The sequence below is a fragment of the Kitasatospora sp. NPDC048298 genome, from assembly GCF_043201465.1.
Taxonomy (GTDB): Bacteria; Actinomycetota; Actinomycetes; order Streptomycetales; family Streptomycetaceae; genus Kitasatospora.
Genome location: NZ_JBICYZ010000008.1, coordinates 102,947 through 118,924, shown reverse-complemented (window position 1 = coordinate 118,924; position 15,978 = coordinate 102,947). Strand labels below are relative to the sequence as shown.

Sequence of the window (15,978 nt, the reverse complement as noted above, 5' to 3'; positions counted from 1 at the left end):
TTCGAGGAAATGCACTGGTGAGCTGAGCGTAGGAGGCGTGGCGATGATCGTTCCGCCACGCACTTGAGCATGGCAGCAACATCACACCATCGCCACAAGCCAGGCGAAGGCTGTCTCGAAGGAGGCACATCACGGCGTCATATGCCTCCACGAAAGAGGCACCGTGGCGAGATCCGTCCCGTGTCTTTTATGAAACGCGTCGTTTCTCACGGACGGCCCGTCGCAGTGTCAGTCGGCTGACCTGCTGGTGAACCCGCCGATGCGGTCGGGAAGTTCGTCCACACCCTGCACCGTCAAGGCCGGGCCGGGTTCATGGAAACCGTCGACGCCGCCGGTGACAACGTCCTAGAATCCCGTTCGCACTCGCGCAGAAGCGTCACTCGACCGTCATCCGGCCACCGGCGCCGCCGACAGTTCCGGCCGAACCGTTCGCCCCCATCGACTTCGAGACGATCGCGAAGCTCCACCGCCCCCGGCGGCCCACAACCCAACTGTCACCGATCCGTGCATCGGGTCCCGGCCGTTCGCGCCCGGCACCCGGCGCCCGGTCCTGGTGACATCCAGTCAGGAGGCAGCGATGCAAGCCACGTTCCCCCTCGCCACACCACACCACCTCGACAACGAGCCCGAAGCCGAGGCCCTGCTCGCGCAGGCTCCGGTCGTCCGGGCGACGATGGGTCCGGCAGACGTCTGGCTCGCCCTCTCCTACAAGGCGGTGCGCCAGGTTCTGAGCGACAGCCGGTTCAGCCGGGAGGCGGCCACACTTCCGGGCAGCCCGCTGAAACTGTCCGTCGCCTCCGACCCGCTCCTGATCTCCAGCCAGGACGGCGACCGCCACGCCCGGCTGCGCAAGCTGATGTCGCAGGCGTTCAGCCCGCGCATGGTCGATCAGCTCGAACCACGCGTGCAGTCCATCGTGGACTCCCTGCTCGACGACCTCGACCCGACCGCGGACCTCGTGACGGGTCTCTGCGCTCCACTGCCGTTGATGGTCATCTGCGAGCTGCTCGGCGTGCCCTACACCGAGGCGGAGGCCATCCGCAGGTGGACCAGGCGGCTGTTCGTCACCAACATCACTCCGGACGAACTGCGGGCCGCGCAGTCCGAGATGCAGGACTGGCTCGCCGACCTGGTGCGGCACAAGCGGGCGCAGCCGGACGGCGGGTTGATCTCGGCGATGGTCGCCGCCAACGACGAGGGCGACCACCTCACCGAACCCGAGCTGCTGGCCAACCTCGAGGGCCTGCTGATCGCCGGCCACGAGACGACCGTCAACCAGCTGGGCAACTCCTTCCTGACCCTGCTGCGCCACCCGGACCAACTCGCGCTGCTGCGGTCGTCGCCGGACCTGATCGGACCGGCGGTCGACGAACTACTGCGCTACAGCAGGCTCTTCACCTCTGCCGAGGTCCGCGTCACGACCGAGCCCGTCGACCTGGAGGGCGTCGAACTGGGGGCGGGCGAAGCGGTGTTGCCGGTCATCGTCGCGGCCAACCGCGACCCCGGTGTGTACCCGGATCCCGGCCGCTTCGACATCACGCGCGAAGGACCGGCAGCGCACCTCGCCTTCGGGCACGGGCCGCACTTCTGCCTCGGCGCGATACTGGCCCGCCGGGAGATGCGGGTGGCGATCGGGTCCGCGGTGAAGCGGTACCCGGGACTGCGCCTCGCCGTCGACGAGTCCGAGCTCAGCTACGTGCCGGAACTGGTCTTCCGCGGCCTGCAGGCGCTGCCGGTCACCTGGTGATCCCTGGCCTCTCGTACCGCAGGCGCGGGAACCGGACGGGACCGACCGGTCGGGGCACGACACGACCGACGGCCCTTCCACCACCTTCGGCCTGCGGTACGGCCGGCACGGCGAACCCGAGGCCCAGCGTGCCGCACTGGATCCGGCACTGATGCCACGGCGCACCCGTCGTCCTCGAACCGGCCGTCAGCCGCCCGCCTCCAGGCGGAAGGTGTATCGGCCGGTGTCCAGGTTCCTGGAGCGGATCACGACGGCGTAGCGGTGCGTCGGGTCGGGCAGGGAGACGGGGCCGACCGGGTTGCCGCAGAGCGCGTTGTTGCCGCTGAGTGGCGTGCCCGAGGTCATGTCCCGTAGGTCGGCGACCAGGTCGGCCCCGCAGCCGGGCGGCAGGTCGGTGAGCCGGGCGGTTGTCGCCCCGGCCGCGTCGAACTCGTACCGGTCCTCACGGCCGCGCACGTCGAGGGAGCCCTCGACACGTTGGCCGGGAGTTGCCCCGAGGGTTCGAGGCTTCACCGTGACGAGCCGGAACCGGTACGGGCCGGTGCCGCCCGTGGGAGAGGAGATCTGCACCTCGTGGGAGCCGGCCGGGTCCGGGACGGTGAACTGGACGTTTCCTCCGGTGCAGGGGAAGTTGTTGCCGGAGCCCCCGACGAGGTCGATGGTGAAGGTCTGGTCGCAGCCGTCGCTCGTGCCGCGCCAGTCGGCGACGGCGAAGACGGTGGCTCCGTCGAGGGCCACCTGGTACCGGGCCGACTGCCCCCGTTCGGTGATGTTCCCCGTGACGAGATCGCCGTCGTGCACGATGGCGGGGGCGCTACCAGTCGGCGGCGTGGCGGCGGCCCCGAGTACGAATGACGCTTGTCCGGTCAGGGCGGCATCCATCACGCATTCGTCCAGAGGCGGACCGGCTGCGACGCCCGCGGCCTGACACAGTACCGTCGCGACGCTCCGGTTGGGCACGGTCCCCAGCGTGGTCGGGCGCTCGGGGAAGTCGCGCAGGGTGAAGGTGCCAGTGCTCTCGCCGGATGCGTAGTCGAAGAGGGAATCGGCCTGGTTCACCCGCCAACTGTCCGCGAAGGCGTGGTAGAGCCGGTCGAAGGGCGGGTCCTTGGGCAGCGTCTCGCCTTCCCGCGTCCGTACGTCCTGGTCCGGATCGCCGTTGAAGTCCCCGAGCAGTCCCCGGACGTGGGCCCGGTGAGCCGGTGCGAGGCGGACCTGGACGTTGAGTCCCCAGCTGCCGACGACGTTGGCGGTCAGGAATGTGCCGTCGGGCCACGTGACCCGGTACGACTCCAGGCCGTCGGCGCTCGCGCGGGTCACCGTACCGCCGTGCGGCAGGGCGGTGTCGCCCTCCGGGACGGGCCGGAGCGTTCCGTTCACGCGCACGTCGATGCCGCTCTCGTCGAGGTAGAGGCCGACCCGGTCTCCGGCGGCGTTCGCGGCCACCGCCTTGTTGACGCTGACGAGGGTGGAGCCGGGGTAGGGAACCTGCCGTACCTGGATCCTCAGGTCGCCCGTGGTGGACTCGACGGCGGTGAACTCGCCCGCGGCCTGGAAGTCGTAGCGCAGTCCGTCGAAGGTGGTCACGTGCGGGTCGCCGTTGCTGCCTCCGCAGCCCTCGGCCGGGCAGTCGGTGCCCGCCGGCCCGTGCTTGGGGAACTTGCGCTGTTTCTCCTGGTTCGCTTTGCAACTGTCCACGGAGGGTGGGAGTTTGATGCCGCCGTACGCGGTGCGTTCGGGCAGGCCGCGGAAGCGGCGGTAGGCGTTCTCCGCGAGAGTGGCCGCGACCTCGTCGGTCTGCAGGCCGGGGCCGGCGCCGCTGCACTGGTGGAGGTCGAGGGTGCCGTGGGCCATGTCCCGCGCGTGGTTCATCTCGTGGTACAGCTGGGCGCAGGGGTCGCTCGGGGTGCCGTCACTCAACGGCAGGGTGCTCTGGCTGTTCCAGTAGATGACGCTGTCGGTGCCCGTGCCGTTCGTCGCCTTGTCCCACGCGTCGCCGGCGGGGACGGTTCCGGTGTCTCCGGGGTTGGCCTTCGTGCCGTTGTTGAGGACGATCCGCACCTTACGCTGGGAGAACTGGAGGTCCCGTACGACTCCGGCGGGGTCGCCGCTCTCGTCCTCGGCCCGGTAGGTGCTCATGCACCGGCCGAAGGCCGCCGCCGCGGCTGGGCTCGCGCTGATCTCCGCCCGGGCGTACGTGGCGTCTCCGAGGACCAGCGCGCCGGCGGAGACGAAGGCCAGCAGCGTGAGTCCCGCCGCCGTGGGTGGTCTGCGCCGGGACCGGACCCGGAGCACGACGGCCGCGCACACCACCGTGCCCCCGCCCAGCGCGACCCACGCGGCGGGCCACCCCGACGTGCGACGGGGGCCGTCGACAGTGAAGGCGACGCTCACCGGCCGACTCGTGCCGGGGCACACGTCCTCCGGCCGACCCGGCACCGGTGGGAAGGCGTAGGCCACGGTCGCCTCGTACCGGCCAGGAGTGTCGACCGGCCACAGGGCCTCCACGCTGCCGGACTCCTCGGACCAGGTCACCGAGGGAAGGGCTGCGGGGAGCCCTGCGGCGCTCAAGTCCGTGCTCTCCAGGCTCAGCTGGGCTTGCCCACCCGCTGCAGTGCTCGCGAGTCCCCGTGAGGTGACCGGCCCGAGTCCGTCCTGGAGGAGCAGCGGGGAGACCACGGGCGTGAGGGACTTGCCGTCACGCGCCACTGCGGTGACGGTCAACGATCCGGTGGCCGCCGTGGTCAGCGCACACGCCGTCGCGCCGGCATTCGTCGCGGTGAAGTTCAATCGGACTGGCCGGCCCGCCGAGAACCGTGCCGACTCGGGCTCGCCGCTCAGCGTCACCGGTTGGGGCACCTCCTGCGTGAACACCACCCGTGGGGGCACGGCAGCCTCCACGGGCGGTGCCAGTAGGACGCCGGAGAAAATGCCCAGGGCACCGGCGCACAGCGCCCCGGCGCGGAGGAGGCTGGGCTGCATCGCTTCGACCCTTCTGACAGCTCGCCATGGAACCAGGGACACAGACGTCAACCATGCCAAGACGGGTTGATCACCGCCGTGGAATCACCCCATCCGTGGCGCGTCGGCACTGTCCGGTTCCTTCCGCTGGATCGCGTCGGGCAACGTCCGGGAAGGGGACGTTCGTGATCGCTCACCTGCAGGCGATCCGCCGGCCCAGGCCAGAGCAGAACTCGACCTGCCCTGCCGACCTTCCGCAGCACGTGTCAGCTGCTGTACGTCTGCTTGATGTGCCGGACGCACTCGTCCCGGGTGAGGTAGCCGTCGCCGTCGGCGTCGACCTGCTGGAACTCCTCCAGGGCCTCGTTCTGGCCGACACCCTTGGCCTGCTGCCAGGTCAGCCACTCCGCCCGGGAGATCCTGCCGTCGTTGTCCGTGTCGGCCACGTCGAGGAGGGAGAGCTCGAACGGGATCGCCACCTGGTCGAGGAACTCGGGCCGCCGGTAGGCGGCGACGAACTCCCGGGCGGTGACCTTGCGGTCCGCGTTCTCGTCCGCGGTGGCGAGCAGTTCCTGCCACAGCCGGTTGCCCAGGCCGACCACCCGCCGCCAGGTCGGCGTGCCCGGGTAGCCGGCGCCGGAGCTCTGGAGCATCTCCTGGACCAGTTGGTCGATGTCGACCTGCTCGATCACCCCGTCACCGTCGACGTCCAGCTTCCTGAACATCGCCTGGAAGTGTTCGCGTTCTGCCCGAGTCACCACGGAACCCACCTGTCCCTTTCTGCGTACGACGGAGGTGTCGGGCTCACCATGTCGCACGGCCGGCCTTCGACAGCGGGTGTCGGGCGGCTGATCACTCGAAAGTCGCGCTACCGCGGAGGCCGAATTTCGATCTGATGATCGACTGAAACGCGAGTGTTCCCACGCCCCCTCCGTATCTAGGCTGCTGGAAGGCACGTCGCGAACCGTGAAAGGGCTCCGGAGGTCGAAGTGGACGGGACAGGCGCTGACACGGTTCCGCTCGCGGCCGGCGGACTGCCGCTGTTCGGGCACCTGCTCGGGCTGGTGCGGGGGCGGGCGGTGTTCCTGCAGGGGCTGCGGACCGGTGGCGACATCGTCGAGATGAGGCTCGGGCGGCGGTCGTTCTACGTGCTCAACGCCCCCGAGGCCATTCACGAGGTGCTGGTCACTCAGAGCGGGAAGTTCAGCAAAGGGATGCTGTTCGACCGCGTCCGCCCGTACATCGGGAACGGCCTGGCCACCTCCGACGGGACCTTCCACCTCCGGCAGCGGCGCTCCCTGCAACCCGCGTTCCACCGGGAACGGATCACCCGGTACGCCGAGACGATTGCTGCCGTCGCGGAACAGCGGGTGGGCCGCTGGCGCACCGGGCGGACTCTGGCCATGGAACGGGAGATGCGCGAACTCGCCGTCGCGATGATGCTGCCGACCCTCTTCCCGTCCGCCGACGGGTCCGGGGCCGGGCGGGCCGTCGAGGACCTGGGCGCGCGGGTCGGCGAGGACCTCGGGATCCTCGTGCGCGGCGTCCTCCGGGCCACGGTCCTGCCGCCCGCGCTGGCCGAATGGCCGACCCCGGGACGGCGGGAGTTCCTCGCCTCGGCGGCGTCTCTGCGCGGGCTGGCCGCGGCGGCGGTGCGACAGGCCCGCCGCAGCCCGCAGCACGACGGCGTCCTCGCGCTGATACTCGCGCACGAGGACGGCATGTCGGACGAAGAGGCGTGCGACGAACTCCTCACCCTCCTGGTCGCCGGGGTCGAGACCACGGGCACCACCCTGGCCTGGGCCCTGCACGCGCTCGCCCGCGACCCGCAGGCCGCCGACCGGATGCACGAGGAGGCATCGGCCGCCGGACCGGGCCCCGCCACTCCCGCCGCCCTTCCGTACACCACCCGGTTCGTCCAGGAGGTGCTGCGCCTCCACCAGCCGCTGTGGTTCATGGGGCGGCGCGCCCTGGAGACCGTGCGGATCGGGCGGTACGAGATCCCGGAGGGTGCCGAGGTGGTCTACAGCGCCGCAACCCTTCACCGCGACCCCGCCTGCTTCCCCGACCCGTTGCGCTTCGACCCCGACCGGTGGCTCGTCCGACCGGAGAGGAGCCTGCCGCGCGGCACCTACCTGCCCTTCGGGGCCGGCAACCGCAAGTGCATCGGCGACGGCTTCGCCTGGGCGGAGATGCTCGCCGTACTCGCCACCGTCACCACCCGCTGGCACCTGCACCCCTCACCGGGCCACCGGGTCCGGGCGGTCGCCGACGCCCAGATCCGCCCCGACGCCCTGCCGATGTCGGTCACCCCGCGCCCGACGCACTGAGCGGGAGGAACGATGCTGGAGTTCCATCTGGACGAGATCGGACTGTTCGACACCGCACGGTCGCTGGACCCCCACCTGGACGGACTGGCCCGCTTCGTCCCGCAGGCGGCCGGAGCGCTCGGCGGAGCCGCGGCGTCGGACCTGGCGCAGCTGCCGGCCGTCGAGGACGAGTGCCGCCGCCGTCGGCTCGACCTGCTCGACGCCACCGACGAGGCGTACCAACACAGTGCCCAGGGGCGGGCCTTCGCCGACTGGCTGGCCGGGGCACGGCCCGCGGAGCTGATCTGCACCCGCAAGGGCGACACCTCGCTCGACGACGTCCACCGGTACATCGTCCGGGACGCCGTGCAGTGGCTCACCCTGTGGTCGGCAGGCTACCGGCGCGACCCGCTGTGGCACGCGATCGCCAAGGCCGTGGCGCTGCTGGCCGTCCTGGACGACATCGTCGTCCCTCCGCAGGACGTGGCGAGCGGAGCGCACCGGATCGGGGGCGAGAGCCTGGCCGAGGTCCTGGAGCGGGTGCACGCGCTCGGCGGGGACCGCGACGGGCGCTGGCTCGCCGAGGCCCACCGGGAGACGCTGTTCAGCGCGCGGATCCAGTTCCACGAGAAGTGGTCCGCCGCCGGACCCGGCCTGGCACCACCGGCCCGCTTCGACGCGATCCAGGCGTACGTCAGGGAGCCGGACATCCTCCGCGCGAGCGTCCTCCGGACGTACGCGGCGGAGACCTTGCCCGTCATGGGCCTGCTCGCCTACTACTTCCGCCTCCCCTTCGACGAGTGTGACCGTGCTTCCTTCCTCGCCGCCGGGGTGGCACAGACCCTCGGGATGGACATCTCCAAGGACCAGTACGGGATCGGCGTGAAGGAGGTGACCAACTTCGGTGTCCGGCCCGCTCGGCCCGAACCGGAGAACGCCCGGCACCGCACCGCGATCTACCGCGTCTTCCTGCGGCTGACCGCCCACCTCCACAACGCCTCCGACCGCGCCGGTGTCGTCTACGACCGCTACTCCCGGGTCTCGCTCTCCTACGCCGGACTCGTCGACCGCTACCTCGAACGCCGCCGGATGACCCGCCTTCCCATGAACGACACGCTGGCCAGGGTCGTCGACGAGGTCATCGCCACCGGGTGATCGGCCCGACCGCCCGGGGAACGCGGAACCTCCGCCGCCACCCGGCGGGTGCTCGCCACCGAGCTACCCGAACTCCTGCCGCACGCCGTCGAGATCATCGACTACCTCGGCCGGTACTTCGGCATCGACGACTGACCGCCGCCCGGCCCTCCGGCTCCCCGGAGGGCCGGGCCGCCGTCGGCCACCAGCCCGGGCGGCGATCACCCGTGAGGCACCGACGACCGCCACCCGCCCCGGGGTCGAGGTACGACGACCCCGGGGGCTTGGTCCGCCCGGCCCACGGCACCGATCCGCGCGGCACCGTGCGCAACGGCCGGCCACGGCGTCCCCGCATCCCCAGGGCAGGTGTACCGGCCGGCACGGTCACCCGGCAGCGGCCACCTCACGCCGGGCGAGCGCATCGGCGACCTTGGCGGTGGCGTAGAGGGAGAGAGCGAGCGCGACGGTGAGGGCTGCTCCGCCGGCGAAGAGAGTGCCGGAGGAGACGGCCTTCGGGCTGCCGGCCTCGGTGCGGGCCGAGCCGGAGATGAACGGCAGCACCGCGAGCACGGCTACGCCGAGGGCCACCTCGCCCCAGACGACCTTGGGGAAGTGCCGCAGCGTCAGGTGCAGCAGGGTGACGGTGTCATCGGCGGTGCGGGCGCGGGCGATGCGGGGCATCAGCCAGAACTGGTTGAAGGCGCCCGCGGCGACCAGGCCGGCGACCAGGAGGACCTTGACGAGCAGGGCGATGCCGTAACCGGTGGTCCAGAGCTGGGGGACGGCACCGACGTGCTTCCAGCTGAGCCAGAGCCCGGAGACGGTGACCGCCCCGACGCAGATCATGGCAAGGAGACCGAAGCGCCTCCACACGTCGGCCCAGAACAGCCCGGCCCCGTCGCCGAGGCGCTTGCGGGTGCCGGCCAGCGCGACCAGCAGGGCCAGCCCGCCGAGCCAGACCGTGCCGGAGACGATGTGGCTCTGGTCGAGGACCAGGTTGAGCCACGCGTCGAGGTCGGCGGGGGTGGTGGTCGGCACGGCGGCGATCAGGGTGACGGCCAGGGAGAGCGGCAGAGCCGTGAGGGCGATCCGGTCCGTGTGGCGGCGGGCGCCCGGGGCGAAGAGCGCGATCAGCGTGGCGGCGGTCGCCACCAGGACGAGGTTCTGGACCAGGTAGACGGTGCCCTGGGCCATCCAGGCGCCCTTGGCTGCGGGGGCCCGCAGGTAGTCCCAGATCCGTTCCGGAGCGAGGGCGTCACCGAAGGGCATGCCCTTGCCGGCCCGGGCGACGCGGGCGGCTAGCTGGAAGTAGCCCGCGACCAGCAGGATCACGCCGGCCCAGGCGAGGTAGTGGGCCGAACGTCTCCTCAGAACCTCGGCGTCTTCGGTGTTCGCTTTCGCGGCTCGCAGGGCCGGGCGGATCGTGGTCGCGTAGGTGACCGTGGATCCGATGGCCCCGCTGAGGCCGATGAAGTAGCCGGTCTTGCTGAGGGTGCGCCAGAGCTGGGGCATGACGTATCCGGCCGTGGCCGCGGCCAACGAGGCAGTGTGCATTAGGTAAGGCTAACCTAAGATTTGCAGGGCCTGGGTTGGCCGGGGCCAGTCACGCCCATCGTCACCATTTCGTGAGAAACGGGCTCTTGAGCTGGGTGGATACCCGTGGACCGGAGCCGCCGACCCGGTCCACGGGAGTGCGGGACCGTGCCCCGCTTCAGCCGGCCGCCACGGGCTCCGGGGCGGCGGCCGCCTTGGCGGTGAGGGCGAGTCCGTACCGACGCAGCAGGAGGACGGCTGTGGTGGCGAGGCCGACGAGAAGACCGAGCCACAGGCCGCGGGTCTCACCGCCGAGCGGGTAGGCGAGGAGCCAGGCGGCGGGCAGGCCGACGAGCCAGTAGCCGACGAGGGTGATGCGGAAGCCGCTCCCGGTGTCGTCGAGGCCGCGGAGCAGGCCGACGCCGATGTTCTGGGCGCAGTCGAAGAACTGCAGGACGGCGACGACCGTCAGGAGGCCGGTGGCGATGTGCAGGCCCTGCTGGTCGGCGGCGGTGTCGGGGTCGAAGTAGGGCCGCAGGACGAGGCCGGGGGCCACGAGGTAGACGATGCCGACCGCGGTGGTGACGACGGCGCCGCAGGCGAGGGCGGTGTTCTTGATCCGGCGGGCGGCGGCGTACTCGCCGAGGGCGAGTTCGCGGCTGACGTTGATGGATGCCGCGTGCGAGAGACCGACGGCGACCTGGAAGACGATGTAGATCAGCTGGTTGACGGCGGTGTGGGCGGCGAGCGCGGCGGCGCCGAAGCTGCCGGCGAGCAGGGCGGTGACGGAGAAGAACCCGGCCTCGGAGCCGTAGGTGGCGGCGATCGGTGTGCCGAGGCCGAGCAGCCGGCGCACGGTGGGAACGTCGGCGCGCCAGAAGTCCAGGCTCAGCAGCGGCGCGAGTCGGGGGTCGCGGCGGGCGGAGGCGTAGAGGGCGAGGAAGGAGAGCAGGTGGACGCTGCTGGTGGCGACGCCGATGCCGGTGAGTCCGAGCTTCGGCAGGCCCCAGGTGCCGTGGATGAAGACCCAGTTGAGCCCGGCGTTGACGGCGACGGAGGCGATGGTGATCCGCAGCAGGGCCTGGGGGCGGCGCATGCCGACGGTGAACTGGCGGATCGCCTGGAACCAGAGGCAGGGCAACAGACCGGGTGCCAGGGCGGCGAGCATGCCCTGGGCGCGGTGGGCGACGTCCGCGTCCTGGCCGAGCCAGGTCGCGGCCTGGCCGATCAGGACCATCAGGACGGCGCCCGCGAGGCCGGCGAGGGTGGCGACGGCCATCGCCGCCCGGACCAGGCCACGGACCTCGTCGCTGTCCCCGGCCGCGGTGGCCTCCTCCGGTGCTCCGGCCTTCTCGGCGCGGGCCGCGGCCGCCGCGACCTGGTTCCCGACGGAGGTGACGAGGCCGACGCCCATGGTGCGCAGCTGGTTGAAGATGACCAGGGCGAGGCCGCCGGCAGCCAGGGCCTCCGTCCCGAGGACGCCCATCATGACGGTGTCGGTGGTGGTGAGGGCGACCTGGGCGAGTTGGGTGAGGGCGAGCGGGACGGCGAGGGCGGCCAGGGCCCGGCTGTCGCGGGCGAGGGTGGTCAACTGCTGCATGGTGAGGGTCACGCTTCTCAAGGTCACGGCCTGCGGAGTTTGGTGAGGGTCTCGTCGATGTCGGCTTCGACGGCGGGGTCGGTGAGGGAGCGGGCGTCCATCCAGTCGTCGTTGAAGACGGTGTCCATGTACTTCTCGCCTCCGTCGTTGATGAAGGCGACCATAACCGCGTCCGGTGGCAGGGTCTGCAGCCGGTCGAGGGCCTCGTACACGACTCCGCCGGCGGAGCCGCCGATCAGCAGGCCGGTGCGGCGGGCGACGACGCGGGCGGTGGCGAAGGCCTCGACGTCGCCGACCTTCACCCCCTCGTCGATGAGGTCGTAGTCGACCAGGAGTCCGATGGTGGCGCCTTCGGGGGTGCCGGTGCCGGACTGGTAGTAGTCGTGGGCGGGCGGGCCGAACGCGATCGAGCCCTTGGGTTCGACACCGACGACGGTGAGGTCCGGGACGGTCTTCTTCAGCTCCAGTCCGGTGCCGCACAGGCCGCCGCCGGTGCCGACGGCGCCGATCAGCACGTCCACCCGGTTGTCCAGGGCCTGGGCGATCTCGCGGCCCACGGCGTGGTAACCGACGGCGTTGCTGGGGTTGTTGTGCTGTTCGGTGAAGAAGGTGTTGTCCTTGCCGCGGGCCATCTCCTCGGCGAGTTCCTCGCGGGCGGCGGTGTGCAGTTCCTCGCCGCCGTCCTCGTCGACGTAGACGAGTTCGGTGCCCATGGCCTTCATGCCGCGCAGCTTGTCGGCGGCGGCGTGGTGGTCGACGACGGCGGTGAAGCGGTAGCCGCGTTCGGCGGCGACGACGGCCAGGCCCAGGCCGGTGTTGCCGGAGGTGGACTCGATGATGTGGCCGCCCTCGCGCAGCTCGCCGCGTTCCTCGGCGTCGAGGACCATCTGGCGGGCCATCCGGATCTTGGCGCTGCCGGTCGGGTTGTACATCTCCAGCTTGAGCAGGAGGCGGGCGCCGTTGTCGGCGCGGGCGAGTTCGAACAGCGGGGTGTAGCCGATGAGGTCGGATATCCGGCTGACCACCGGAGGGCGGTGCAGGGCGTCGGTCATGGCGGGAGTACTCCAGTGGGGGTCAGCGATCGAGGCGCCAGCGCGGGCGGTCGCCGTCCTGGTCGATGACGACCTTGGGCGGCAGGGGCAGTTCGTGGAACGGGGACTCGTTGGAGTCCATCTGGTAGCCGGCGGTGTTGGGGTAGACGAGCAGGTCACCGACCCGGGGCCGGGCGGGGAATCGGATCCTGCGCCAGGTCAGCAGATCGGAGTCCAGACAGCTGGCACCGCCCACACAGGCTTCGTACGGGCCGTTCTCGCGGTCCCCCTGGGGCAGCAGGACGGGTTCGGGCAGGTACTCGCTGTCGAACCACTGCTCGGACAGGCTGAGGCTGGTGCCGTCCACGGTGAGGATCCCGTACCCGGTCCGGTCCTTGACGCCCTGGATCCGGAACACCGACGATCCGGCGCGGTCGAGCAGCGCACGGCCGGGCTCCAGCAGGAGCATCACACCAGCCTGCCGCAACCGCTCCGCCAGGCTCGCCGCGCTGCCCGCCGGCCGGGCGGCGAGGATCGCGCGCAGCGCGTCGGCACCGGCGACCGGCGAGTGGTAGGGGTAGAAGTCGGCCGCGGCGAAGGACTTCCGGCCGTGGTAGTGCCCGGGCTCCTGTTCGGCGAGGAAGGTGTCCCACGCGTCGGCGGCGACGTAGTCGACGGGAAAGCCGCCGCCGATGCTGATCCGGTCCGCCTGCAGGCCCAGCGTCCGGGCCTGGAGGCAGAGTTCGACGAGCTCTCCGGCGAGGTCGGCGCGCGGCTGCACGTCGTAGCCGGAGAGGTGGAAGCTGAAGCCCTCCATCCGCACGCGGTCCCCGGCCGCGGCGCAGCGCTCCAGCGCCTCCTGCACCTGTGCGTCGTCCAGACCGAACCGGCTGCGGGGCTGGTCCGGCGGGTAGCGGCGCAGCAGCACCCGGACGGGGCGCTCGTCGCCGAGGGTGAGCAGACGGTCGAGCTCGTCCAGGGCGTCGACGGCGAGCAGCGCTCCCTGCCGGACCGCGACCCGCAGCAGCTCCACGGCCTTGGCGGGGCCGGTGACGACCAGGTCCTCGCCGCGCACGCCCTGGCCGAGGGCGTCGCGCAGTTCGCCGAGGGAGGCGACGTCCGCTCCCCCGCCGGCGGCGGCGCAGCGGTCCATGAACACCGAGGCCTTGTTGGCCTTCTTGGCGTAGTAGACCCGGCCTTCGACGCCGGCCTCGGTGAGGGCTCGGCGGAAGGCGGCCAGGTTGGCGTCGAAGCGTCCCGGGAGCAGGTAGTGGAAGGCGCCGCCGAGGCCGTGGGCCAGTTCCTGGAGCAGGCCGCTGTCGTGGATCCGGTCGGTGAGCGGGTCGGGGTGGGCGGGCAGGGTCAGCGCCACAGGGCCACCTCGGCACCGAGGTTCTGGTCGATGGCCAGCTGGGCGAAGCGGTGGCCGAGGGCGATGTCGGTGACGACGAGTCCGCTGTTGTAGGCGAAGATCCGCTGCTCCGGGGCGGTTCGGGCCCTGGAGACGCCGGAGATGACGACGGGCAGTTCCAGGTCGACGTCCGGAAGGTTGCCGTCCTGGTCGGCCATGTCGGTGCCGGTGACGCGCATCTGTGCCTCGCTGGTGGCGATCACCCGGTCCGCCCGGTGGAGCGTGGACGGGGCGAGACCGTGGCCGACGAGGATCGAGGCCGCGCCCGGCTTCAGCCAGTCGGCCTCGACGGCGGCCTGGGTGTGTCCGCCGGCGGTGGCGACGATGACGTCGGCATCGCGGGCGGCGGCCCGGAGGTCGGCGACCAGTTCGATCTCACGGTCGGGAAAGTGCCGGGCCAGCTCGGTGCGGACGGCGGCGATGCCGTCGGGATGAGTGCCAAAGAGCAGCAGCCGCTCCAGCTTCGGCAGGGTGGTGAGGAGGAACGGCAGAGCGAGCCGGCCCTGGGTGCCGGTGCCGATCACCAGCGCCGTGGATGCGTCTGGGGCGGCGCACTCGCGGGCCAGCAGCGCGGAGACGGCCGGGGTGCGCAGCGAGCCGATGCGTGAGCAGTCCATCATCGCCACGGGCAGGCCGGTGACGTCGTCGTAGATGGTCAGCGTCGTGTAGTAGTGCTGCTCTTCGCGGCTCTCGTGGAGACCGTGCTTGTACGAGGTCTTGACGGCGACGACGTTGCGCACGCCGTCGCGCCCGAGCATGGCGTAGGAGACGGAGTGGCCGTCGGCAGGCTTGACGGTGAGCTTGCGCGGGTTGTCGGACTGCCCGGCGGCCAGGGTGCGGTAGGCCTGTTCGACGGTGTCGACGACGTCGGCGAGGGTGATGTCCAGGCCTGCGAGGTCGCTGGTGGACAGTACGCGCAGGGTGGTGTCGTCCCGGTCCATGGTGAGCCCTTTCGAGGTGGTGGGGCGGCGGCAGGTGCGGGGTTCAGGCGGCCCAGGCGGTGAGGGCGGCCTGGCCGTAGCCGTGTTCGTCGTTCTCGGCGGCCGGGCGGGTGGGACGGTTCTCGACCCGGACGGAGGCGCGCTTGAGCCAGCGGTCGGTGCCGTCGTAGCGGGCCCGGAACGGCACGCGACCGTGGACGACGAGGTCGTTGTCGACGACCAGGACGTCGCCGGGTTCCAGGCTCACCGCGACCGAGACCCGGGCCAGTTCCTCGCCCAGGCGCCCGTACGCCTCGCGCCACGGCCCGTCGGCGCCCTCCTGCGGCGTGTAGGCCGGGTCGTAGCGCATGGTCAGGCCCTCGGGGGTGGCGAAGAGCGTGGGCACCGGCGCGGGCCGGCCGCCGAACCTTTGCGCCTGCTCGTAGGCGTCGTCGGGCAGGATCGGGGCGACGGGTCGCTTCAGCTGCTCGATGTCGGCGTCGGACAGCTCGGCGAGGCGCACGCTGGCCGCGGTGGTGGCGATGGCGTCGTGGTTGCGCATGCAGCACAGCAGCAGCAGGTGGGCGCGGCCGGGGTGGAAGGCGTCCTCGGTGTGCGGGGTGAGCAGAACGGAGCTGGAGGCACCGGTCTGTTCGCTCTCATGGCCGGGCGAGGGAACGATGTTGTGCACGAACCTGCCGTCCTGCTGGCCGTCCCACGCGATCGGGGTGCCCATCAGCGCGGAGACGAGCAGCAGCACCACGTCCCACAGCGCGCCGGCGTCGCCGACCGTCGACCAGTGGCCGGGTGTGGGGCCGAGGTCGGTGTCCCTGACGTCCAGGCCGCGCAGGACGAACAGGCCGTCGGCGGTGTCGACGGGGCGCAGTTGGCGGCGCAGCTCCTTGCTGAGCTGCGCGCACGTCACGGGCAGGTCGGCCAGCAGGCCGGGACTGGTGGCCAAGCCGTGGAAGGCCAGCAGTCTGGCGGCGGTGGAGGTGAGTTCCGTGACGGCGTCGGCGTCGAGATGGCGTACCGGGGCAGGGCAGGTGGGCACGGCGGGGCCTTCCGGGGACAGGAGAGGAAGAAAGGGGCGCGGGCACGTGGCATCACCGCGCCGTTGTGGGACGGCGACGGGAGCTGCGCGTGGGGCGTTGGTCCGGGGGCGGCTCGAACGGCCGGACGACAGGAAACGTAACAACGTCCCTGATGTTAGGCAAGCCTTACCCAGCTGGATGTCTACATTTACGTAGTGTCAGTTTCGGGTGGCGGCGCATGGCCGGCGCAGGCCCAACCACCCTGATCAGAAGGGCCCTTGAGGCGGCCGGGCGCACG

General features: G+C 71.5%; 11 protein-coding genes. 3 read left to right on the top strand and 8 right to left on the bottom strand.

What is annotated here, in order from left to right:
• Positions 1-577 precede the first annotated feature (577 nt).
• Positions 578-1,747 carry a cytochrome P450 gene (locus tag ACGF0D_RS09780; RefSeq protein ID WP_392914545.1) on the top strand — a complete coding sequence of 390 codons (1,170 nt, stop codon included), beginning with the start codon at positions 578-580 and terminating at the stop codon, positions 1,745-1,747.
• Positions 1,748-1,933: 186 nt separating this feature from the next.
• Here the strand turns inward: ACGF0D_RS09780 and ACGF0D_RS09775 are convergent, their stop codons facing one another.
• Positions 1,934-4,729: a VWD domain-containing protein gene (locus ACGF0D_RS09775; RefSeq protein WP_392914544.1), complete on the bottom strand. Its 2,796-nt coding sequence runs from the start codon at positions 4,727-4,729 to the stop codon at positions 1,934-1,936.
• Between the two features lie 245 nt (positions 4,730-4,974).
• Positions 4,975-5,469, bottom strand: coding sequence for an EF-hand domain-containing protein (locus ACGF0D_RS09770; protein WP_392914543.1), 495 nt, complete (start codon positions 5,467-5,469; stop codon positions 4,975-4,977).
• A 228-nt stretch (positions 5,470-5,697) separates the two neighbouring features.
• On the opposite strand from ACGF0D_RS09770, the gene ACGF0D_RS09765 reads away from it, so the two are divergent.
• Both ACGF0D_RS09765 and ACGF0D_RS09760 read left to right on the top strand, forming a co-directional pair.
• Positions 5,698-7,038: a cytochrome P450 gene (locus ACGF0D_RS09765; protein ID WP_392914542.1), complete on the top strand. Its 1,341-nt coding sequence runs from the start codon at positions 5,698-5,700 to the stop codon at positions 7,036-7,038.
• 12 nt (positions 7,039-7,050) lie between these two features.
• Positions 7,051-8,172, top strand: coding sequence for a hypothetical protein (locus ACGF0D_RS09760; protein WP_392914541.1), 1,122 nt, complete (start codon positions 7,051-7,053; stop codon positions 8,170-8,172).
• 363 nt (positions 8,173-8,535) lie between these two features.
• Here the strand turns inward: ACGF0D_RS09760 and ACGF0D_RS09755 are convergent, their stop codons facing one another.
• From ACGF0D_RS09755 to ACGF0D_RS09730, 6 genes are all read right to left on the bottom strand, one after another.
• Entirely contained in the window at positions 8,536-9,705 is a 1,170-nt protein-coding gene (locus tag ACGF0D_RS09755; protein ID WP_392914540.1) for a copper resistance D family protein, read from the bottom strand.
• 157 nt (positions 9,706-9,862) lie between these two features.
• A complete protein-coding gene (locus tag ACGF0D_RS09750; protein ID WP_392914582.1) occupies positions 9,863-11,284 on the bottom strand; it encodes an MATE family efflux transporter in 1,422 nt (473 codons plus the stop codon).
• Positions 11,285-11,307: 23 nt separating this feature from the next.
• On the bottom strand, positions 11,308-12,336 hold the full coding sequence (locus ACGF0D_RS09745) for a cysteine synthase family protein (protein ID WP_392914539.1): 1,029 nt from the start codon (positions 12,334-12,336) through the stop codon (positions 11,308-11,310).
• 22 nt (positions 12,337-12,358) lie between these two features.
• The gene (locus ACGF0D_RS09740; RefSeq protein ID WP_392914538.1) at positions 12,359-13,687 is read right to left on the bottom strand and encodes a Y4yA family PLP-dependent enzyme; all 1,329 of its coding nucleotides are present in this window, start codon (positions 13,685-13,687) and stop codon (positions 12,359-12,361) included.
• Positions 13,678-14,667, bottom strand: a complete 990-nt coding sequence (locus ACGF0D_RS09735) for an ornithine cyclodeaminase family protein (RefSeq protein ID WP_392914537.1) — start codon at positions 14,665-14,667, stop codon at positions 13,678-13,680. The genes ACGF0D_RS09740 and ACGF0D_RS09735 overlap by 10 nt, the downstream gene beginning before the upstream one ends.
• 43 nt (positions 14,668-14,710) lie before the next feature.
• On the bottom strand, positions 14,711-15,700 hold the full coding sequence (locus ACGF0D_RS09730; RefSeq protein ID WP_392914536.1) for a TauD/TfdA family dioxygenase: 990 nt from the start codon (positions 15,698-15,700) through the stop codon (positions 14,711-14,713).
• Between the last annotated feature and the right edge of the window lie 278 nt (positions 15,701-15,978).